The organism is Nocardioides bruguierae (assembly GCF_023656415.1).
Taxonomy (GTDB): Bacteria; Actinomycetota; Actinomycetes; order Propionibacteriales; family Nocardioidaceae; genus Nocardioides; species Nocardioides bruguierae.
In genome coordinates this window covers 1-20,646 of sequence record NZ_JAMOIL010000024.1, presented here as the reverse complement: position 1 = coordinate 20,646, position 20,646 = coordinate 1, and the positions used below count along the sequence as shown (strand labels likewise).

The following is a 20,646-nucleotide window of genomic DNA, read 5'->3' as shown; positions in this document are numbered from 1 at the left end:
AGCCGCGACGGGCGCCCAGCCCGACGCGGCCACCCCTCCTGCGCGAGGGGTTTTTTTGTGCCCACGCCCCGGCCCCTCACGAGGGGGACGGCGGCGGTCCACCCGAACAGCGAGGACGAGGAACACCAGAGGTCATGAGCGAGGAGACCAACACCTACGACGTGCGCGCCGTGGAGGAGAAGTGGCTGCCGGTCTGGGACCGGATCGACCCGTTCCGGGCCGACGACGCCGCTGCCCTCGCGGGCAAGCCCACGAAGTACGCGCTCACGATGTTCCCCTACCCCTCCGGTGACCTGCACATGGGTCACGCCGAGGTGTTCGCGCTGCACGACGTGATCTCGCGCTACTGGCGCTTCCGCGGGTTCGAGGTCCTCAACCCGATGGGCTGGGACTCCTTCGGCCTGCCCGCGGAGAACGCGGCCATCCGCAACGACACCCACCCCGCGACCTACACCTACGGCAACATCGAGACGCAGTACTCCTCGATGAAGCGCTACGGCGTGAGCTTCGACTGGTCGCGCCGGCTGCACACCTCCGACCCGGAGTACTACCGGTGGACGCAGTGGCTGTTCCTGCTCATGCACGAGCGGGGCCTGGCCTACCGCAAGAAGTCGCCGGTCAACTGGTGCCCGCAGGACCAGACGGTGCTGGCCAACGAGCAGGTGCTGGCCGACGGCACCTGCGAGCGCTGTGGCGCCGTGGTCACCAAGCGCGAGCTGACCCAGTGGTACTTCAAGACCACCGCCTACGCTCAGGAGCTGTACGACTGCCTGGACGACCTCCAGGACACCTGGATCGGCAAGGTCGTCAACGCCCAGCGCAACTGGATCGGCCGCTCCGAGGGCGCGCACGTCGACTTCGCGCTCAACCTGGCGGACGGGTCGACCAAGGACGTCACGGTCTTCACCACGCGTCCCGACACCCTCTACGGCGCCACCTTCATGGTCGTGGCCGCCGACGCCGCGCTCGCGGCGGAGATCGTCGCGCCCGACAAGCGCGCCGACCTGGACGCCTACCTGGACGAGGTCCGCAAGGCCTCCGACATCGACCGCCTGGCCACCGACCGCCCCAAGACCGGCGTCGACCTGGGGATCACCGCGACCAACCCGGTCAGCGGCGAGCAGGTGCCGGTGTGGGCCGCCGACTACGTGCTGGCCGACTACGGCACCGGCGCCATCATGGCCGTGCCCGCGCACGACCAGCGCGACCTGGACTTCGCCACGGTCATGGGCCTGCCCGTCCGGATGGTCGTGGACGTCGAGGGCGCCGAGGACCCGGCCGTCTCCTCCGTGGCCACGACCGGCGACGGCACCTACGTGAGCTCCGGCCCGCTGGACGGCCTCACCGACAAGGCCAGCGCGATCTCGCAGATGATCTCGGTGCTCGAGGAGCGCGGCACGGGCACCGGCACGGTGAACTTCCGCCTGCGCGACTGGCTGCTCTCCCGCCAGCGTTACTGGGGCGCGCCGATCCCGATCGTGCACTGCGACAAGGACGGCGAGGTCGCCGTCCCGCTCGACCAGCTGCCCGTCGAGCTGCCCGAGCTGACCGGCTCCGACCTGCGCCCGCAGGGCACCTCGCCGCTGGGCGGGGCCACCGAGTGGGTCGAGACGACCTGCCCGACCTGCGGCGGCCCGGCGCGCCGGGACACCGACACCATGGACACCTTCGTGGACTCGTCCTGGTACTTCCTGCGCTTCGTCTCCCCGAACCTGGACTCCGCGCCGTTCGACGAGGCGCTGGCCCAGGCCTGGGGTCCGATCGACCTCTACATCGGCGGCGACGAGCACGCCGTGCTGCACCTGCTGTACTCGCGCTTCTTCACCAAGGTGCTGCGCGACGCCGGCCTCATCACCTGGGACGAGCCGTTCTCGGCGTACCTGTCGCAGGGCAAGGTCATCAACAACGGCCGCAAGATGAGCAAGTCGCTGGGCAACGGCGTGAACGTCGCCGAGCAGCTGGAGGAGTTCGGCGTCGACGCCGTGCGCCTGACGCTGGTCTTCGCCTCCCCGCCGGAGGACAACATCGACTGGGCGGACGTCTCGCCCGCCGGCTCGCAGAAGTTCCTGCAGCGCGCCTGGCGGCTGTCCGGCGACGTCACCTCGGCGCCCGGCGTCGACGTGAGCACCGGGGACGTGGCGCTGCGCCGCCTCACCCACAAGACCGTGGCCGAGGCCGAGCAGCTCGTCGAGAGCTACCGGTTCAACGTCGTCGTCGCCCGCACCATGGAGCTGGTCAACGCCACCCGCAAGGCCATCGACTCCGGCTGCGGCGGAGCCGACCCGGCCGTGCGCGAGGCCGTCGAGGCCGTCGCCATGCTGCTCTCGCTGGTGGCCCCGTACACCGCCGAGGAGATGTGGGAGCGGCTCGGCCACGAGCCGTGCGTCGCCCAGGCCACCTGGCCGGTCGTCGACCCCGCGCTGCTGGTCGAGGAGTCGGTGACCGCCGTCGTCCAGGTCAAGGGCAAGGTGAAGGGCCGCCTGGAGGTGGCCCCCGACATCAGCGAGGCGGACCTGGAGGCGCTGGCCCTGGCCGACCCGGGCGTGCAGCGGGCCATCGACGGGGCCACCGTGCGCAAGGTGATCGTCCGGGCGCCCAAGCTCGTCAACATCGTCGTCTGAGGCCGTCAGTCGTGGGCGTCGCCGTCGTCACCGACTCGACCGCCAGCCTGCCCGGCGGGCTGGCGGCCGAGCACGGCCTCACGGTCGTGCCCCTCACCGTGGTGCTCGGCGAGGAGGTCCTCGAGGAGGGCCCGGACGGGGCGACGCCGGCGCGGCTGGTGGAGGCGCTCGGTACGCGGCTGCCGGTCTCCACGTCGCGGCCCGCGCCCGAGGCCCTGGTCGCCCGGTGGGAGCGGCTGGTCGCCGACGGCGCCGAGGCGATCGTCGCCGTCCACCTCTCCGGCGAGGTCTCGGGCACCGTCGAGTCCGCGCGCCTGGCCGCGCGGCGCGTCGGCGTGCCCGTGGAGGTCGTCGACTCCCGCCAGGTCGGCCCCGCGACGGGCCTGGCCGCCCTGGCCGCCGCCGACGCGGCCTCTCGTGGTGCCTCCGTCGCCGAGGTGGCCGAGGCCGCCCGTGCGTGTGCGGCCAGGGGCACCACCCTCTGCTACGTCGACACCCTGGAGCACCTGCGCCGCGGCGGGCGGATCAACACTGCCGCGGCGCTGCTCGGCGGGGCGCTCGCGGTGAAGCCGCTGCTGACCGTGACCGACGGGGTCGTGGAGCCCCTCGAGCGGGTGCGCACCGCCTCCCGGGCGCTGGGCCGCCTCGAGGAGCTCACGGTGGACGCGGCCCTGGCCCTCGGCGGGCCGGACACCGCCGTCCGCGTGGTCGTCGGGCACCTCGCCGCGCCGGACCGGGCCGTGGCCCTCCTCGACCGTCTCACCTCCCGCCTCGCGGCCGAGCTCGGTGACGCCTTCGCCGGCGGGTGGGAGTCCGAGGTGACCGCCGCCCTCGGCGCGCACACCGGCCCGGGGATGATCGCCGTCGGGATCGCCCCCGCCTGACCACGCCTCGGTGGTCGAGGTGCGAAGCCGGCCACGGCTGAGCCACGAGACCCCCGGACCCGACCGTCCACGACGACCGCCCACGTCACCCGGTGGTCGAGCAGCGACGAGCGCCGGCGAGGAGCGCACGTCGAGACCACGGGCCACCCAGCGTCCACAGCCACCACGTCCGACGCGACTGTCCCCAGCCCCGTCCCGCACCCTCCTGGTCAGCGCCCGCGCTCCCTAGCGTCGAGGCCATGCGCACCCGCCGATCCTCCGTGGAGCACGCCGAGGCCGTGGCCCGACGGCTCGCCCTGCTCGCCGCCGAGGTGGAGAGCGCGCCGGAGCCCGCCGCCGGGCCCGTGGCCGAGCCGGCGTCGGCTCCTGCTCCGGCACCCGAGGCTGCGCCCGCCCCCGGTGCGGCGTGGGAGCTGCCCCGGGTCGGCCGGCACCGCGCCGGGCCGGGGTACGCGAGCGCGCGGGCGGCCGAGCTGCGTGACGGAGCCCGCGAGGAGGTCCGCGCGCGTGTCGAGGCCCCCCTGGGTGCGGCCCGTGGGCTGCTGCGGTTCGGGTCGGCACAGGTGGCCGTGCTGGCCTGCCTGGTGGCGGCCGGCCTGGTCGTCGCGGCGTGGTGGGTCGTCCGGGCCGACCCCGACCCGCTGCCGACCGTCCTGAGCCCCACCTCCTCGGAGGCCTCCGGCTCCTCGGCCTCGGCGCTGGAGGCGGTCGAGGAGACGGGGGAGCCCGACGCCCTGGTGACGCCCGTCCCGTCCTCGGGGGACTCGTCGGGCGCCGTCGACGGGGCGGACGCCGGCGAGGTCGTGGTGGACGTGGCGGGGCGGGTGCGCCGCCCCGGCATCGCCGTGCTGCCGGCCGGCTCCCGGGTGGCCGACGCGCTCGAGGCGGCGGGCGGGGCCCGGCCGGGCGTGGACCTCACCTCGCTCAACCTGGCCCGCGTCCTGGTGGACGGCGAGCAGGTGCTGGTGGGGGTGGAGCCCGCGGCCGGGGCAGCAGCGTCCGCCCTGTCCTCGCCGGGCGCCGGGGACCCGGGTGCGGCCGGCGGTGGGCTCGTGAACCTCAACACCGCCGACCAGGCCACCCTGGAGACGTTGCCGCAGGTCGGTCCGGTGACGGCCGCCTCGATCCTGGCGTGGCGCGACGAGCACGGCGGGTTCACCTCCGTCGACGAGCTGCTCGAGGTCGACGGGATCGGGGAGGCGACGCTCGCCCAGATCGCGCCGCACGTGACGGTGTGAGCGACTCGGAGGACGCGCAGGGCACCGCGCACCGGGGGCAGGACTGGCGGATGCCGCTGGTGGGCGCGGCTGCATGGATCGGCGGGCTGCTCGCGGCCACCGGCTCCTGGGTGGTGCTGGTGGGCGTCGTGCTGGTCGTCCCGGTGGCCTGGGTGGTGGCCTGGGTGGTGGTGACCCGGGTGCTGGGCTCGGTGGCCGGCCCCCGGCTGCCGCGGCGGGGCCTGGCGCTGGGTCTGGCCTGCGCCGGAGTGGCGCTCGCCGTCGGCGGCGCTGCGCTGGTGCGCAGCGAGCAGGTGGGCGCGTCCCCGGTCGCCGACCTGGCGGAGAAGGGGGCCGTCGTCCGGGTGCTCCTCCGCGTCACCGGCGACCCACGTCCGCTGGAGGGGCCGTACGCCGACGGGGTGCTGCTGCGTGCCCAGGTGCTGGAGGTCGAGGGCCGCGGCACGGCGTGGCGGCTGCGGGCGCCGGTGCTGGTGCTCGCGGACCCGGACTGGGCCCAGGCGCGGCTCGGCAGCGAGGTGGTGACCGGTGCCCGCCTCCTGCCGGCCGAGGGCGAGGACCTGGCGGCCGTCCTGAGCGCCTACGGGGAGTGGGAGACCGTGCGCGAGCCGGACGTCTGGTGGCGGGTCAGCGCCCGGGTCCGGCAGGCGCTGCGGGACTCCGTGGCCCACCGACCGACGCCCGAGCGCATCCTCGTGCCTGCGCTGGTCAACGGGGACGACACGGGGCTGGAGCAGCAGGTCCGTGACGACTTCGCGACCACCGGGCTCACGCACCTCCTCGCGGTCTCGGGCACGAACCTGACCCTCGTCGTGGGGCTGCTCGTGCTGCTGGCCAGGACCCTCGGCGTGCGCGGCCGGTGGCTGTGGCTGGTGGGGGCGCTCGGCATCGTCGCGTTCGTGCTGGTGGCTCGCACGGAGCCGAGCGTGCTGCGGGCGGCGGCGATGGGCGCGGTCGGGCTGGTCGCCCTCGGCCCGGACGGCGGTCGGCGCGCCGGCCGTTCCCTCGGCGTCGCGGTGCTCGTCCTCCTGCTGCTCGAGCCGACGCTCGCCACCGGCGCCGGGTTCGCCCTCTCCGTGCTGGCCACCGCCGGCATCGTGTGGCTCGCACCGCCGTGGCGCGACGCGCTGCGGCGCTGGCTGCCGGCCGGGGCGGCCGAGGCGGTGGCGGTGCCCACGGCGGCGCAGCTGGCCTGCACCCCGGTGGTCGCGGCGATCTCGGGGCAGGTGTCCCTGGTCGCGGTCGGGGCCAACCTGCTGGCCGGTCCGCTGGTCGCCCCGGCCACGGTGCTCGGGCTGGTCGGCGGCCTCGCCACGTTGGTGCACCCACTGCTCGGGCGCCCGTTCGGCGCGGTCGCCACCTGGTGCGCGGCCGTGGTCGTCGAGGTGGCCGAGCGGGGTGCGGCGCTGCCCGTGGCGGCGGTGGACTGGGGGCAGGGCCCGGTCGCGGTGGCCGTCCTCACCGTGGCCACCGCGGGGGTGGCGGTCCTCGGCCCGCGGGTGGCCCGACGCCCTCGGTGGGCCGTGCCGGTCGTCCTCGTCCTCGTCGTGGCCACGGCGGTGCCGCTGCCCGCGCCCGGCTGGCCACCCCAGGGCTGGCTCGTCGTCGCCTGCGACGTCGGGCAGGGCGACGCCCTCGTCCTGCGGACCGGGCCCGGGGAGGCGGTCGTGGTGGACACGGGGCCCGAGCCGGCGCTGGTCGACGCCTGCCTCGGCGACCTCGGGATCACGCACGTGCCCCTGGTGGTGCTGACCCACTTCCACGCCGACCACGTGGGCGGGCTGCCCGGGGTGCTCGCCGACCGCACGGTGGACGAGGTGCTGGTGACCTTCCTGCTCGACCCACCCGCGTCCGTCGAGGCGGTGGACGAGGCGGCTCGCGCCGCCGGGGTGCCGGTGAGCACGGCGTTCCCGGGCACGGTGCGGCGCATCGGCGACCTGGACCTCCAGACCCTCTGGCCGTTGCTCGACACCCCGGCGGCCGGTCCGGGGGACGGCACCGGGGCCAACGACGCCAGCGTGGTGCTGCTCGCCGAGGTGTCCGGGGTCCGGGTGCTGCTCACCGGTGACCTCGAGCCGCCCGGCCAGGAGGCGCTCGCGCGTGCCTACCCGGGGCTGCGGGTCGACGTGCTCAAGGTGCCGCACCACGGCAGCCGCGCCCAGGACCTCGACCTGCTCACGGGGCTGGGGGCCGCGGTGGCGCTGGTGAGCGTGGGGGAGGGCAACGACTACGGACACCCGGCCCCGTCCGTGGTGGAGGCGCTCGAGGGTGCCGGCTCCCGGGTGCTGCGCACCGACACCGACGGAGCCCTGGCGGTGGTGGCCGACGGGTCGGGGCTGTCGACCCGAGCTCGTCGCTGACCCGTGCCAGGCGCCGCCGGCCGCACTACGCTCGCCGCATGGCGAAGCCCCGCAAGCGGTTGGACAAGGCCACCTACGAGGCCGAGCTGTTCCGGCTCCAGGCCGAGATGGTGAAGGTGCAGGAGTGGGTGCGCGCCACCGGCGCCCGCGTCGTGGTCGTCTTCGAGGGCCGCGACGCCGCCGGCAAGGGCGGGGCGATCAAGCGGATCACCCAGTACCTGAACCCCCGCGTCGTGCGGATCGCCGCCCTGCCCACGCCCAGCGAGCAGCAGAAGGGGCAGTGGTACTTCCAGCGCTACGTCGAGCACCTGCCCGGCAAGGGCGAGATGGTGCTGTTCGACCGCTCCTGGTACAACCGCGCCGGCGTCGAGCGGGTCCTGGGTTTCTGCACCCCCGAGGAGCACTCCCGGTTCCTGCACCAGTGCCCGATCTTCGAGCGGCTCCTGGTCGAGGACGGGATCATCCTGCGCAAGTACTGGTTCTCGGTCAGCGACGAGGAGCAGCAGCGCCGGTTCGTCGGTCGCATCGACGACCCGATGCGGCGCTGGAAGCTCTCCACGACCGACCTGCAGTCCATCACGCACTGGGAGGACTACTCCCGCGCCAAGGACGACATGATGGTGCACACCGACATCCCCGAGGCCCCCTGGTACGTCGTCGAGGGCGACGTGAAGAAGGAGGCGCGGCTGAACATGATGGCGCACCTGCTCTCCACGATCCCCTACACCGAGATCGAGCACCCCGACATCACGGTCCCCGAGCGGCCTGCATCCTCGGGCTACCGGCGACCGCCGCGCGAGCTCACGACCTACGTGCCCGACCACGTCGCCTCGCTGACCTCCGACTGAGTCGGACGGGGCAGGACGGGGCAGGACGGGTCAGGACGGGGCGGTACGGGGCGGGGCGGAGCGGACGCCGGGCCTGTCGCCGCCGTGTGGGACGCTGTGCGGACCATGGCTCGTTCCGCATCCCGCTCATCCTCCCGCCCCGCCGCACGGCCGGCCGCGCCCGCTCCCGGGGACGTCCTCGGTCACGTCACGCTGGTGACCGGCAAGGAGGAGTTCCTGGGCGAGCGCACGGTGGCTGCCGTGCGGGCGGCCGTGCGCCAGCACGACGGGGAGGCCGAGGTCTCCGAGGCCAACGCGCTGGACCTGACGCTGGCCACCCTCGGCGAGCTGGCCGCGCCCTCGCTGTTCTCGACCACCCGCTGCATCGTCGTGCGCGCCCTGGAGAACCTGCCGGACGAGTCCTACGACGGCATCGTCGACTACGCCAAGGAGCCGGTCGAGGACGTGGCGCTCGTCCTCGTGCACACCGGCGGCCAGAAGGGCTCCGGCCTGCTGACCCGGCTGCGCAAGCTGCCGGCCGTCACCGAGGTGAAGTCCGAGGAGCTGCGGGCCTCGGAGTACCCGTCGTTCGTCCAGGCCGAGGCCCGGCGCCTCGGCACACGGATGGACCCGGACGCCGCCCAGGCGCTCGTCCAGGCCGTCGGCACCGACCTGCGCGCGGTGTCCAGCGCCGTCGACCAGCTCGTGCACGACTTCCCGGGGGAGTCCGTGAGCGCCGAGCGGGTCGGCCAGTACTTCGGCGGCCGCGCCGAGGCGACGTCGTTCGCGGTGGCGGACGCCGCCTTCGCCGGCAAGCGGCTGGCGGCGCTGGAGGAGCTGCGCTGGGCCATCGAGCGCGGTGTCGCGGGCGTGCTGGTGACGTCGGCGTTCGCCGGGTCCGCGCGCGGCCTGGCCCGCGCCAAGGGCCTGCGCCCCGGGGGCCGGGACAACGACGTCGCCCGCGACCTGGGCGTCCCGCCGTGGAAGGTGCGCTCGATCCGGGAGCAGTCCCGCGCGTGGTCCGAAGACCAGCTGGCGGCCGCCGTCCGCGCCGTGGCCCAGGCCGACGCCGACATCAAGGGTGCTGCCAGCGACGCGGCCTACACCCTCGAGCGCCTCGTGCTCACGATCACCGAGCTGCGCAGCGCCTCTCGCTCCTGACCCGCCGGCTCACGCCTGCGGGGAGCGGTGGGGGCCGGCGCCCGGGTGCTCCGGAACGCCGACGACCCGCCTCGTGCTCGCGCGGGGCGAGTCGAGACGGGTCGTGTCAGCGACGACGAGCGGGGCTCAGAGAGAAGCAGCCTTCTTCGCGATGGAGGACTTCCGGTTCGCGGCCTGGTTCTTGTGGATGACGCCCTTGGAGACGGCCTTGTCCAGCTTCTTGGTGGCGAAGCGGGCCTTCTCGACGGCGGTCGCGTCGCCGGCCTCGAAGGCCTCGTTGAAGCGGCGGATGGCGGTCTTGAGCTCGCTCTTGACGGCCTTGTTGCGCTCGTGACGCTTGTTGTTCTGCTTGATCCGCTTGATCTGGGACTTGATGTTCGCCACTGGTGTGCCTAGCTCTCTGGGTCGGTCGTGCAGGTCTGTTGTCGCTGACGTGATGGGGCCGATCGAGTCGGACCCGAGTCTGGGTGCGCTGCGGGCAGAGGGTGCCTCACGAGCGACAAGCGAGATTAACAGCGTGGGGGAAGGCCGCCCAAATCCCGAGCGGAGCGTCAGCAGCCCCGCGAACGACGTCCACGTTAGCGGGTCGGGGCCGGGAGTCCGAGTCGGCGCGCGACCCCCACCAGCAGGTGGTGGGCGACCTCGACGCGGAACGCCCGGAGCGTCGGCATGCCCTGGTCGCGCTGAGCGGTGCCGGCCCGCAGCAGCAGGTGGGTGGCGAACGCGGCGAGCAGTGCCGTCACCGTCTCCTCGCCCAGCGCCGCGAGATCGGGGTGGTCGAGCGCGGCGGCGTCGAACCAGGGCAGGTGCGCGTGCTCCTCCCGGGCCAGGAACGCATCGACCCAGGACGGGCCGACGAGGGCCTGTCCCCAGTCCACGACCACGACCGAGCCGTCGGGTCGCAGCAGCAGGTTGTCGCTGCGCACGTCCCAGTGCACCAGCCGGTCCCCGGCCGGCACGGCGTGCAGCACCGCTGCCAGGGGCGTGAGGTCGGCCAGCCATGGCGGGCCCAGGGTCGGGAGGACCTCGGAGGCCCGTTGCAGCGAGGCCGCCCACACCGAGAAGCTGTCCCGGGTGGAGCCCAGCGGCGCCCCGCTCCGCCGGCCCGCGTCCAGCAGTGGGTCGAGTGAGGGCAGACGGTGGTGCAGGAGCGCCGGTAGCGCGTCCACGGCGGAGACGACCGCGTCGACGTCGGCGGGGGAGTCGAGGTCGGGGTGTCGGCCCTCGACGTCCTCGAGCAGGAGCACCACCCAGGGGTCGGCGGGCGCGTCGGGCTCGAGCGCCTCGTCCCACCAGTGCTCCAGCGCGGCCCAGCGAGGGTGCCGACCGAGGGCGTCCAGGACGACGGCCTCCCGTCGCAGCAGCTGTGGGGTCACGGGGTTCAGGGAGGCCGGGCAGGCCTTGACGAACAGCCTCGACCCGTCGGCGCCGCGCAGCCGCACCGCGGGCCCCGGCGACATCCCGCCCGTCTGGTCGACGGCGGCGACCACCGGCGAGCCCAGCGCTTCCTCGACCCGTGCCCGCACCCGCGTGGGCACCGATGCCCAGCCCAGGCGAGAGCCCCGGGCTGCGGGGCTCACCAGTCGCGGCGAGCGCGGAGCCAGGCCAGGGCGGCCTCGCCCTGCTGCCGCTGGTGGCGCCGCAGGAAGGGGCTCGTCGCCGGCGGCTTCCGCTCGGCCGTGGTGAGCAGGTACCCGGCGGTGCCCGCCAGGAGCGCGTCGACCGCCTCGTCCTCGACGCCGGCGGCGAGCGGGTGCGCGCGCAGCAGCGGCTCGGGGTCCAGGCCGGGGTCGGTGGCGGCCGAGGTGAGCAGCCAGACCAGGTCGGCCCAGGCCGCGCCGCGCGCGGCCCACGGCCAGTCGCACCACACCACGCGGCCGTCGTCGGCCAGCAGCAGGTTGTCGTCGCGCAGGTCACCGTGGACCAGCGCGTCGCCGGTCACCGCGGAGGCCAGGACGGCGGCGGCGTCGGCCACCCGTTCCCACACCCGCTCCGGGGCCAGGTCCTCGCGCAGGCCGGAGAGCAGCGGCACCAGCAGTGGCCAGTCCGACAGGTCGTCGGCGAGGTCGGTCAGCACGCCCGCCCGCTCGAGGGCGCTCGCGGCGGCCGGCAGCACCTCGGCCGAAGTGGCCAGCGAGTCCAGCACCGCGGTGAGGTCCGGGCGGGTCCACGGCCGCGACGGCAGTCGGCCCTCGACGTCCTCCAGGCCCAGCAGGACCCACTCGTCGACCTCCGTGCTCCACCGCAGCGCGGGCGCCGGGACGCCGGCGTGGCCGGTCAGCACCCCCAGCACCGAGGCCTCGGCACGGTGGGCGGCGGCGAAGGCGGGCTGGGCGCGCAGCGAGGCGGCCTTGACGAAGTGCGTGCTGCCGTCCGCGCAGACCAGGGACGAGGCGAGCCCGGCGGTCCACCCGGCGGAGGCGGAGTGCGCCTCGACGACGGGCGAGCCCAGGCGCGTCTCGACGGCCGTGCGCACCGGGCGCGGGAGGAACCCCCACTCGACGCGGCGCACGGTGCGGCCGTGGGGCACGCCCTCGACGCTCCACGGGTCGAACGGGTCGAACGCCTCCTCGGGCTCGAGCGGGTCGCCGGAGGGCGAGTCGAGGAGAGGGGAGCGTGGGAGCACCCGGCCAGTCTGGCCCCGGGCGTGCCGCGGGCGCGGTTGCCACGGCCCGGTGTGTCGCGCGGGGCTCGCCACACCCGAGGTCGCGGCACCAGCACCGGCACCAGTACCCGCAGCACCGGACCCGGGGCCGGCGAGGCTGCAGCGCCGGGCGCGCGCCGCACGCGGCATCAGTACCGCTCCACGAGGTGGGAGCGCCCGGGCGGCGGGGCGTAGGGCTCGGGCCACCAGTCCTCCATGGCGGTCACCAGTCCGTCGCGCACGGTGAACGCCGCGATGCCGGTCTGCACCCCCTCGTCCGCCTCCCCGCTGCTCTCGCCGCCGCCCTCCCCACTGCTCCGGCCGGGGTCGAACGCGATCCACGTCGCCACCGTGCCGCTCTCCTCGTCCGCGACGAGGCGGGTGACCCGCAGGGTCCACGGGCCGGGGTACTCGGCGTTGAACCGGGTGAAGGCCTCCCGGCCGCGGACCCGCTCCCGGGTCTGCGGCACCTCCATCACGACGTCGGGGTGCAGCAGGGCGGCGAACCCGGCCCAGTCACGGGCGTCGCAGGCCGCCCACAGCGAGCGGACCACCGAGGCGGCCGACGGCGCAGCGGCGGGGGAGCGGGGCGGGGGCGAGGTCATGGCGGCGACGGTAGGTAGGACCTCCGACAGCGACGTGGGACACTGGCCGGACACCTCCGGCACGGCGCGTCCGCCGCCGGAGCGCGCCGACCGCGCCGTGACCCGCTCCCACCCCGAGACACCGAGGACCCCGTGCCTGCTGTTCCCTCGTCCGCCTGGCCGAAGCCCGGTCAGACCGACCCGGCGATCATCCGGAACTTCTGCATCATCGCCCACATCGACCACGGCAAGTCGACCCTGGCCGACCGGATGCTCCAGCTCACCGGCGTCGTCGACGAGCGCGCGGCCCGGGCGCAGTACCTCGACCGGATGGACATCGAGCGCGAGCGCGGCATCACGATCAAGTCCCAGGCCGTGCGCATGCCGTGGGCGGTCGAGGAGGGCAACGAGGAGGGTGCCGAGGCCGGCACCTACGTCCTCAACATGATCGACACCCCCGGCCACGTCGACTTCACCTACGAGGTGAGCCGCTCGCTGGCCGCGTGCGAGGCCGCGATCCTGCTCGTGGACGCCGCCCAGGGCATCGAGGCCCAGACGCTGGCCAACCTCTACCTGGCGATGAGCGCGGACCTGCACATCATCCCGGTGCTCAACAAGATCGACCTGCCCTCCGCCGACCCCGACAAGTACGCCGAGGAGCTCGCCGGCCTGGTCGGCTGCGAGCCCGAGGACGTCCTGCGGGTCTCCGCCAAGACCGGCGTCGGCGTGGAGAAGGTGCTCAACGAGGTCGTCAAGCAGACGCCGGCCCCCGTCGGCGACCCCGACGCCCCGGCCCGCGCGCTGATCTTCGACTCGGTCTACGACACCTACCGCGGCGTCATCACCTACGTCCGCGTCGTCGACGGCGAGCTGCGCCACCGCGACCGGATCAAGATGATGAGCACCAACGCCACGCACGAGATGCTCGAGATCGGTGTCATCAGCCCCGAGCAGCTGCCGGCGCAGGACATCGGCGTCGGCGAGGTCGGCTACCTCATCACCGGCGTGAAGGACGTGCGTCAGTCCCGCGTCGGTGACACCGTCACCACCCAGCACCACGGCGCCACGGAGATGCTCGGCGGCTACTCCGACCCCAACCCGATGGTCTTCGCGGGCCTGTACCCGATCGACGGCGACCAGTTCGGCGACCTGCGCGAGGCGCTGGAGAAGCTCCAGCTCAACGACGCCTCGCTCACCTACGAGCCGGAGACCTCCGGCGCGCTGGGCTTCGGCTTCCGCTGCGGCTTCCTCGGCCTGCTGCACATGGAGATCACCCGCGACCGGCTCGAGCGCGAGTTCAACCTCGACCTCATCTCCACCGCCCCGTCGGTGAGCTACCAGGTCACGATGGAGGACGGCACCGAGCACCAGGTGACCAACCCCAGCGAGTACCCCGAGGGCAAGATCGCCGAGGTCCGCGAGCCCGTCGTCGACGCCACGCTGCTGGCGCCGTCCGACTACATCGGCACCATCATGGAGCTGTGCCAGACCAAGCGCGGCGACCTGCAGGGCATGGACTACCTGTCCCCGGACCGTGTGGAGATGCGCTACAAGCTGCCCCTGGCCGAGATCGTCTTCGACTTCTTCGACCAGCTGAAGTCGCGCACCAAGGGCTACGCCAGCCTCGACTACGACTTCACCGGTGACCAGGCGGCCGACCTGGTGAAGGTCGACATCCTGCTCCAGGGCGAGCCGGTCGACGCGTTCAGCTCGATCGTGCACCGCGACTCCGCCTACTCCTACGGCGTGATGATGGCCGGTAAGCTCAAGGACCTCATCCCGCGGCAGCAGTACGAGGTGCCGATCCAGGCCGCCATCGGCGCCCGGGTCATCGCCCGCGAGAACATCCGCGCCATCCGCAAGGACGTCCTGGCCAAGTGCTACGGCGGCGACATCAGCCGCAAGCGCAAGCTGCTGGAGAAGCAGAAGGAGGGCAAGAAGCGGATGAAGATGGTCGGCCGCGTCGAGGTCCCCCAGGAGGCCTTCGTGGCCGCGCTCTCCACCGGCAGCCCGACCGCCGGGGAGGGCGGCAAGGGCAAGTGACCCGCCCGTGAGCGCGCTCCGCCTGCCGCCCGAGGTCGAGGCCATGGCCGGACGCGGACCCGACTGGGCAGCGTGGGTCGAGCGCGTCCCCGCCACCCTGCGGGACCTGCTCGAGGAGTGGTCCCTGACGAGGACCGACGACGAGGTCTGGCACGGCCACGCCTCCGTCGTGCTGGCCGTGCGCGACCGCGAGGGTCGCGAGCGGGTGCTGAAGGTCGCCTTCCCCGACGTCGAGACCGAGCACGAGGCGCTGGCCCTGCGCACCTGGGCCGGCCGCGGCGCCGCGCAGCTCGTCACGGCCGACCCCCGTCGCCGCGCGGTGCTGCTGGAGCGGCTCGAGCGCCGCGACCTGCACGAGGAGTGGGACGTCGCGGCCTGCGAGACGGTCGCCGACCTCTACCGGCAGCTGCACGTGCCGGCCCCGCCGCAGCTGATGACGGTGCCCGCCTACGTGGGCCGCTACGTCGAGCGGCTGCGCGCGCTCCCGCGCAACGCCCCGCTGCCCCGCCGGATGGTGGAGCAGGCGCTGGCCCTGGTGCGCGACCTCGGGGCGGACGAGCGGGCGGTCGGCACGCTGGTGCACGGGGACCTGCACTACGGCAACGTGCTGCACGACGTGACGGGCGAGGCGGTGGCCATCGACCCGCACGCCATGAGCGGCGAGCCGGCCTGGGAGGTCGCGCCGCTGCTGTGGAACCGGTTCGAGGAGACCGCGGGCGACCGGCCCCGGGCGCTCCGGGCCCGCTTCGAGACGGTCGTCGACGCCGCCGGCCTCGACGAGGACCGGGCTCGCGGCTGGGCGGTCGTGCGCCTCGTCCTCAACGCCTTCTGGGCGCTCGAGGACGCCGCCGCCACCCCGGAGGGGGCGCGCGACGACGCCGGCGTGCGCCGGTACGTGACGCAGATGCTGACGGTCGCCAAGTCCCTCGACCCCTAGCGGCCCAGGACCCTCCCCTGGACCCTGGTCGGCGGGACCTTCCTCCCTACGTCCATCCCCCACTGGGGAGGACCGTGAGGAGTGCAGGGAACTACCGCGAGGAGGCGGAAGATGCGCACTCGAGTCATCGTCCTGGGAGGCAACTTCGGAGGACTCACGGCCGCGCTGGCGGTCAAGCACGAGCTGCACGGCGACGTGGACGTCATCGTGGTCAGCAAGGACGACCACTTCCTCTTCAACCCCAGCCTGATCTGGCTGCCGTTCGGCAAGCGGGACCGCGAGGACCTCACCTTCCCGATCGCCCCCACGCTGGAGGAGCACGGGATCGACTTCGAGCACGTCGCGGCGACGGGAGTGGACGCCGAGGCCAAGACGGTGACGCTGGCCGACGGCCGCGAGCTCGAGTACGACTACCTGGTCATCGCGACCGGCTACCGCAACAAGGACGACGTGGTCCCGGGGTTCGCCGAGAACGCCCTGAACATCACCACGCTGCCGGAGGCCGAGCGCGCCGGGGAGGCCTGGACGCGGTTCCTCGACGACCCGGGCGACGTCGTCGTCGGCGCCACGCAGGGGGCGGGCTGCTTCGGCGCTGCCTACGAGTTCCTCTTCAACATGAGCCACCAGCTCAAGAAGGCGGGCCTGAAGAAGCAGGTCAAGCTCTCCTACGTCACCAGCGAGCCGTTCCTCGGCCACTTCGGCATCGGCGGCCTGCCGCACGGCGAGGACCTGCTGGGCATGTTCCTGAAGAAGGAGGGCATCGAGGCCCACATCAACACCGGCATCGACCACGTCGAGTCCGACGCCGTCGTCCTCGGCAGCGGCGAGACGCTGCGCTCGAGGTACTCGATGATCATCCCGCCGTTCCTGGGGCAGGACTTCCTGCTCGGCACCGGCCTGACCGACGAGAAGGGGTACGTCAAGGTCCGCGACACCTACCAGACCGAGAAGTACGACGACGTCTACGCCGTCGGCATCGCGGCCGCGGTCGATGCCCCGTGGACCACCCCGACCCCGGTCGGCATCCCCAAGACGGGCTTCCCGACGGAGGCCATGGCGCACACGGCCGCGAAGAACATCGCGGCGCAGGTGCTCGGCGAGGTCCCCTCGCACGAGAAGGCGTTCGGCGACATCAAGGCCGTCTGCGTCATGGACGCCGGCAACAACGGCGTCATCATCCTGGCCGACAAGATGCTGCCCCCGCGCAAGCACGGGGTGCTCATCCCGGGCCCGCAGGCCCACCTGATGAAGCTGGGTTTCGAGAAGTACTTCCTCTGGAAGATGCGCAACGGGCACGTGATGCTGCCCTGACCCGACCCCCACCCGGCACGACCTGACCAGACCCGGCCCCGGGGTCCGCTGCCGGACCCCGAGGCTCGGCCTCCTGCCCCCTCTCCCGGCAGGAGGCCGACCGGCCGGCCGCCCGCGGCCGACCCACCGCCGTTGCGACGTCTCGCTCGAGCGGACAGGGAGGGAGCCCGCGCCCCCGGCACGTCCTCACGCAGGACGCCGGGGGCGCGCTGCGTCCGGCTAGCCTGCGGGCATGACCCACGCCGAACCGCCGGTCGGGCGGCTGCTGTCCGTCAACGTCGGGCGCGCCCGGGCCGCGGCCTGGGCCGGCTCGCTGGGCCGCACCGCCATCGACAAGACCCCGACGAGCGCCCCCGTCCTGGTCGGCAGGCTCGGTCTCGAGGGCGACGAGGTGGTGAACACCAAGCACCACGGCGGGCCGGACAAGGCCGTCTACGCCGTCTCGCGCGCCGAGCTGGACCACTGGTCGGGCGTGCTCGAGGCGGAGCTGCCGGACGGCCAGCTGGGGGAGAACCTCACCGTCGGCGGCCTCGCGGTCGACGACGCCGAGCTGGGGGAGCGCTGGGCCGTCGGCGAGGCTGTGCTGGAGGTGCGGCTGCCTCGGGTGCCCTGCAACGTCTTCGCGGGGTGGGTCGGCCACTGCGGCCTCGACGCCCGCGGCTGGGTGCGGCGCTACACCGAGCACGGCCGCCCGGGTGCCTACCTGCGCGTGCTGGGGGAGGGCCAGGTCCAGACCGGTGACGAGGTGCGGGTGCTGCACCGTCCGGGCCACGGCGTGACCCTCGCGCACGCCTTCGCCGCGCTCACCACGCGACCGGACCTGCTGCCGGACCTGGCGTCCGTCCCCGACCTGCACCCCGACCTGCGTGACCGGATGGTGCGATCAGGGCAGCCAGACCTACCCGGGAGTAGGTAAGGTGATCTGCACCACGTGAACCCGGCCGCGCACCGTCGCCCGGCCCCCGAGCCCACGAGGAGCTCCCGCCATGCCGATCAACCCCGACACCGGCTTCGTCGACCACCTGCCCGCGAACGTCGCCGTGCAGTTCTGGGACCGTGTCGCTGCGAGCCCCGACAAGGAGGCCTACCGGTTCCCGGTGGGCGAGGCCTGGGAGTCCGTGACCTGGAAGCAGGCCGGCGAGCGCGTCGGGGCGCTGGCCGCGGGCCTGCTCGCGCTGGGCGTGGAGCAGACCGAGCGGGTCGGCATCGCCTGCTCGACCCGGTACGAGTGGATCCTCGCCGACCTCGCGATCATGTGCTCCGGCGGCGCGACGACCACCGTCTACCCCTCGACCAACAGCGAGGACACCGCCTTCATCGTGGGCGACTCCGGCTGCAAGGTGGTCTTCGCCGAGGACGCCGAGCAGCTGGCCAAGCTGCGCGAGCACCGGGCCGAGCTGCCCGAGCTGCGCGCCGTGGTGATGATCGACGGCAGCGGCGCGCCGGAGGACGGCGAGTGGGTGCTGACCCTCGACGACCTGGCCGCGCGCGGCACCGCCTACCTGGCGGACAGTCCGGACGTGCTGGAGCAGACCGCGAAGCAGATCACCCAGGACCAGCTCGCCACCCTGATCTACACCTCCGGCACGACCGGCCGCCCCAAGGGCGTGCGGCTGCTGCACCGCGCCTGGGTCTTCGAGGGCGAGTCGATCAAGGCGCAGGACATCCTCTCGGTCGACGACCTCCAGTTCCTCTGGCTGCCGATGGCCCACTCCTTCGGCAAGGTGCTCCTCTCCACCCAGCTCGCCATCGGCTTCGCCACGGCCGTCGACGGCCGGGTCGAGCGGATCATCGACAACCTCGCCGTCGTCCGCCCCACGTTCATGGGTGCGGCCCCCCGGATCTTCGAGAAGGCCTACGGCCGCATCCAGCGCATGCAGGAGGCCGAGGGCGGGGTCAAGAAGGTGCTCTTCGACCAGGCCTTCAAGGTCGGCCTCGAGGTCGACCGGCTGACGCTGGCCGGCAAGCCGGTGCCGCTGCCGCTGAAGGTCCAGCACGCCCTGTTCGACAAGCTGGTCTTCAGCAAGGTCCGCGAGCGGTTCGGTGGCCGGGTCCGCTTCTTCATCTCCGGCTCGGCGGCGCTGAACGCCGAGATCGGCTCCTGGTTCCACGCCGCGGGCATCCTCATCCTCGAGGGCTACGGCATGACCGAGAACGCCGCCGGCGCCGCGGTGAACCACCCCGAGAAGTACAAGATGGGCACCGTCGGCCCGGCGATGCCGGGATCACAGATCCGCATCGGCGAGGGTGACGAGGTCCAGCTCAAGGGCCCGCACGTGATGGCCGGCTACCACAACCTGCCCGAGGAGAGCGCCGCCGTCTTCACCGAGGACGGCTGGCTCCGCACCGGCGACAAGGGCAGCCTGGACGCCGACGGCTACCTGACGATCACCGGCCGCATCAAGGAGCTGTTCAAGACCTCCGGCGGCAAGTACATCGCCCCCGCCGCCATCGAGTCGAAGTTCAAGGCGGTCTGCCCCTACGCCAGCCAGTTCCTGGTCTTCGGCAACGAGCGCAACTACTGCGTCGCCCTCATCACCCTGGACCCGGACGCGATGACGGCGTGGGCCGAGGAGAACGGCATGGCCGGCAAGTCCTACGCCGAGGTCGTCACCTCCTCCGCGGTCCACGAGATGGTCCAGGGCTACGTCGAGGAGATGAACACCCGGCTCAACCGCTGGGAGACGATCAAGAAGTGGGACATCCTCCCTGCCGACCTGTCGGTGGAGACCGGTGAGCTGACCCCGTCGATGAAGGTGAAGCGCTCCGTGGTCGAGGAGAACAACCACGACCGGATCGACGCCTTCTACGGCTGAGCCTGCCAGCGCCGGCACCAGCACCACGTCTGCGATCGCCGGGTCCGCACGGGCCCGGCGATCGCTGCGTCCTCGGGTCCAGATCGATCCCAGGGTGCGCGCACAGGAAGCCCACAGACGTGACCCGGATGCTCCTCCCATGAGCGATTCCCAGGACCGCGACGAGACCGCCCCGGGCAGCGCAGGCCCGGGCCGCCGCCCCCGCAACCGGGCGCTGGCCCGGCTGCGCCGCGACGAGCGCCCCGCCCAGCCCGACCACGCCATCCCCGAGGAGCTCGAGGACCACGACCTCGGCCTCTCCGAGGACCTGCCGCGCATCGTCCGCAAGCAGGAGCAGGCGCTCGGACGCCGGCGCCTGCTCGCGCTCGGTGGCGTCGGCGCCCTCGGGGCCACCGGCTTCCTGGCCGCATGCTCCTCCGACGACTCCACCAGCTCCTCGGCGTCGAGCTCCGGCTCGGCCTCGAGCAGCAGCGACCGGCCCGAGCCGCCGGACGGCGGCGGTGGCCCCGGCGGCGACGGCGGCGGTGGTGACGCGGCCCAGGGTGACTCCTCCGTCGAGGTCGCCGACGGGGAGATCCCCGAGGAGACCGCCGGCCCGTACCCGGGCGACGGCTCCAACGGCGCGAACGTGCTGAGCGAGTCCGGCATCGTGCGCAGCGACATCACCTCGTCCTTCGGCGACGCGAGCGCCACCGCCGAGGGCGTGCCGGTGACCGTGCGGATGAAGATCTACGACCTCTCCGGTGACGACGTCGAGCTGCTCGAGGGTGCGGCGGTCTACCTGTGGCACTGCGACGCCCAGGGCAACTACTCGATGTACTCCGAGGGCATCACCGAGGAGAACTACCTGCGCGGCGTCCAGGTCGCCGACAGCGACGGCTACGTGGAGTTCACCAGCATCTTCCCGGGCTGCTACGCCGGCCGCTGGCCGCACATGCACTTCGAGATCTACGCCGACGAGGACTCCGCGACCTCCTACACGAACAAGATGCGCACCTCGCAGCTCGCCATCCCGCAGGCCACCTGTGAGGAGGTCTACGGCGTGGTGGACGGCTACGACGACTCGGTCGCCAACCTGGCCAACATCTCCCTGGACTCCGACAACGTCTTCTCCGACGGCTACAGCCTCCAGATGGCGAACGTCACCGGCTCGGTGGACGAGGGCTACACCATCAAGCTCAACGTCCCGATCTGAGCCGATTGGCTGCACCCCCGGCGGG

The 20,646-nt window shown here is 73.4% G+C and carries 16 protein-coding genes; 12 read left to right on the top strand and 4 right to left on the bottom strand.

Annotated elements, in window-relative coordinates:
* Window positions 1-134: 134 nt before the first annotated feature.
* From leuS to holA, 6 genes are all read left to right on the top strand, one after another.
* Complete coding sequence (gene leuS / locus M8330_RS16430; RefSeq protein WP_250828209.1) at window positions 135-2,621, top strand: leucine--tRNA ligase; 2,487 nt, start codon at window positions 135-137, stop codon at window positions 2,619-2,621.
* 11 nt (window positions 2,622-2,632) lie between these two features.
* Entirely contained in the window at window positions 2,633-3,505 is an 873-nt protein-coding gene (locus M8330_RS16425) for a DegV family protein (RefSeq protein ID WP_250828208.1), read from the top strand.
* A gap of 239 nt (window positions 3,506-3,744) precedes the next feature.
* On the top strand, window positions 3,745-4,743 hold the full coding sequence (locus M8330_RS16420; protein ID WP_250828207.1) for a ComEA family DNA-binding protein: 999 nt from the start codon (window positions 3,745-3,747) through the stop codon (window positions 4,741-4,743).
* Window positions 4,740-7,103 carry a ComEC/Rec2 family competence protein gene (locus tag M8330_RS16415; RefSeq protein WP_250828206.1) on the top strand — a complete coding sequence of 788 codons (2,364 nt, stop codon included), beginning with the start codon at window positions 4,740-4,742 and terminating at the stop codon, window positions 7,101-7,103. The genes M8330_RS16420 and M8330_RS16415 overlap by 4 nt, the downstream gene beginning before the upstream one ends.
* Before the next feature lie 38 nt (window positions 7,104-7,141).
* Window positions 7,142-7,951 (top strand): polyphosphate kinase 2, encoded by an 810-nt coding sequence (gene ppk2, locus M8330_RS16410; protein ID WP_250828205.1) that lies wholly within the window; start codon window positions 7,142-7,144, stop codon window positions 7,949-7,951.
* Between the two features lie 105 nt (window positions 7,952-8,056).
* Window positions 8,057-9,091, top strand: coding sequence for a DNA polymerase III subunit delta (gene holA, locus M8330_RS16405; RefSeq protein WP_250828204.1), 1,035 nt, complete (start codon window positions 8,057-8,059; stop codon window positions 9,089-9,091).
* Window positions 9,092-9,217: 126 nt separating this feature from the next.
* Here the strand turns inward: holA and rpsT are convergent, their stop codons facing one another.
* The 4 genes from rpsT to M8330_RS16385 all read right to left on the bottom strand — a co-directional run bounded on the left by rpsT (window position 9,218) and on the right by M8330_RS16385 (window position 12,340).
* Window positions 9,218-9,475, bottom strand: coding sequence for a 30S ribosomal protein S20 (rpsT, locus tag M8330_RS16400; protein ID WP_250052477.1), 258 nt, complete (start codon window positions 9,473-9,475; stop codon window positions 9,218-9,220).
* 194 nt (window positions 9,476-9,669) lie between these two features.
* Window positions 9,670-10,629, bottom strand: a complete 960-nt coding sequence (locus M8330_RS16395; protein WP_250828203.1) for a phosphotransferase family protein — start codon at window positions 10,627-10,629, stop codon at window positions 9,670-9,672.
* 38 nt (window positions 10,630-10,667) lie between these two features.
* A complete protein-coding gene (locus M8330_RS16390) occupies window positions 10,668-11,717 on the bottom strand; it encodes a phosphotransferase family protein (protein WP_250828202.1) in 1,050 nt (349 codons plus the stop codon).
* Between the two features lie 167 nt (window positions 11,718-11,884).
* Window positions 11,885-12,340 (bottom strand): nuclear transport factor 2 family protein, encoded by a 456-nt coding sequence (locus M8330_RS16385; protein ID WP_250828201.1) that lies wholly within the window; start codon window positions 12,338-12,340, stop codon window positions 11,885-11,887.
* Between the two features lie 132 nt (window positions 12,341-12,472).
* Between M8330_RS16385 and lepA the strand changes: the two genes are divergently transcribed.
* From lepA to M8330_RS16355, 6 genes are all read left to right on the top strand, one after another.
* The gene (lepA, locus tag M8330_RS16380; RefSeq protein WP_250052472.1) at window positions 12,473-14,362 is read left to right on the top strand and encodes a translation elongation factor 4; all 1,890 of its coding nucleotides are present in this window, start codon (window positions 12,473-12,475) and stop codon (window positions 14,360-14,362) included.
* 7 nt (window positions 14,363-14,369) lie between these two features.
* Window positions 14,370-15,299: an aminoglycoside phosphotransferase family protein gene (locus M8330_RS16375; RefSeq protein ID WP_250828200.1), complete on the top strand. Its 930-nt coding sequence runs from the start codon at window positions 14,370-14,372 to the stop codon at window positions 15,297-15,299.
* A gap of 111 nt (window positions 15,300-15,410) precedes the next feature.
* On the top strand, window positions 15,411-16,610 hold the full coding sequence (locus M8330_RS16370; protein ID WP_250828199.1) for an NAD(P)/FAD-dependent oxidoreductase: 1,200 nt from the start codon (window positions 15,411-15,413) through the stop codon (window positions 16,608-16,610).
* Window positions 16,611-16,842: 232 nt separating this feature from the next.
* Complete coding sequence (locus M8330_RS16365) at window positions 16,843-17,526, top strand: MOSC domain-containing protein (RefSeq protein WP_250828198.1); 684 nt, start codon at window positions 16,843-16,845, stop codon at window positions 17,524-17,526.
* A gap of 70 nt (window positions 17,527-17,596) precedes the next feature.
* Window positions 17,597-19,426: an AMP-dependent synthetase/ligase gene (locus tag M8330_RS16360; protein ID WP_250828197.1), complete on the top strand. Its 1,830-nt coding sequence runs from the start codon at window positions 17,597-17,599 to the stop codon at window positions 19,424-19,426.
* Window positions 19,427-19,565: 139 nt separating this feature from the next.
* Window positions 19,566-20,621: an intradiol ring-cleavage dioxygenase gene (locus M8330_RS16355; RefSeq protein WP_250828196.1), complete on the top strand. Its 1,056-nt coding sequence runs from the start codon at window positions 19,566-19,568 to the stop codon at window positions 20,619-20,621.
* Window positions 20,622-20,646: the final 25 nt, after the last annotated feature.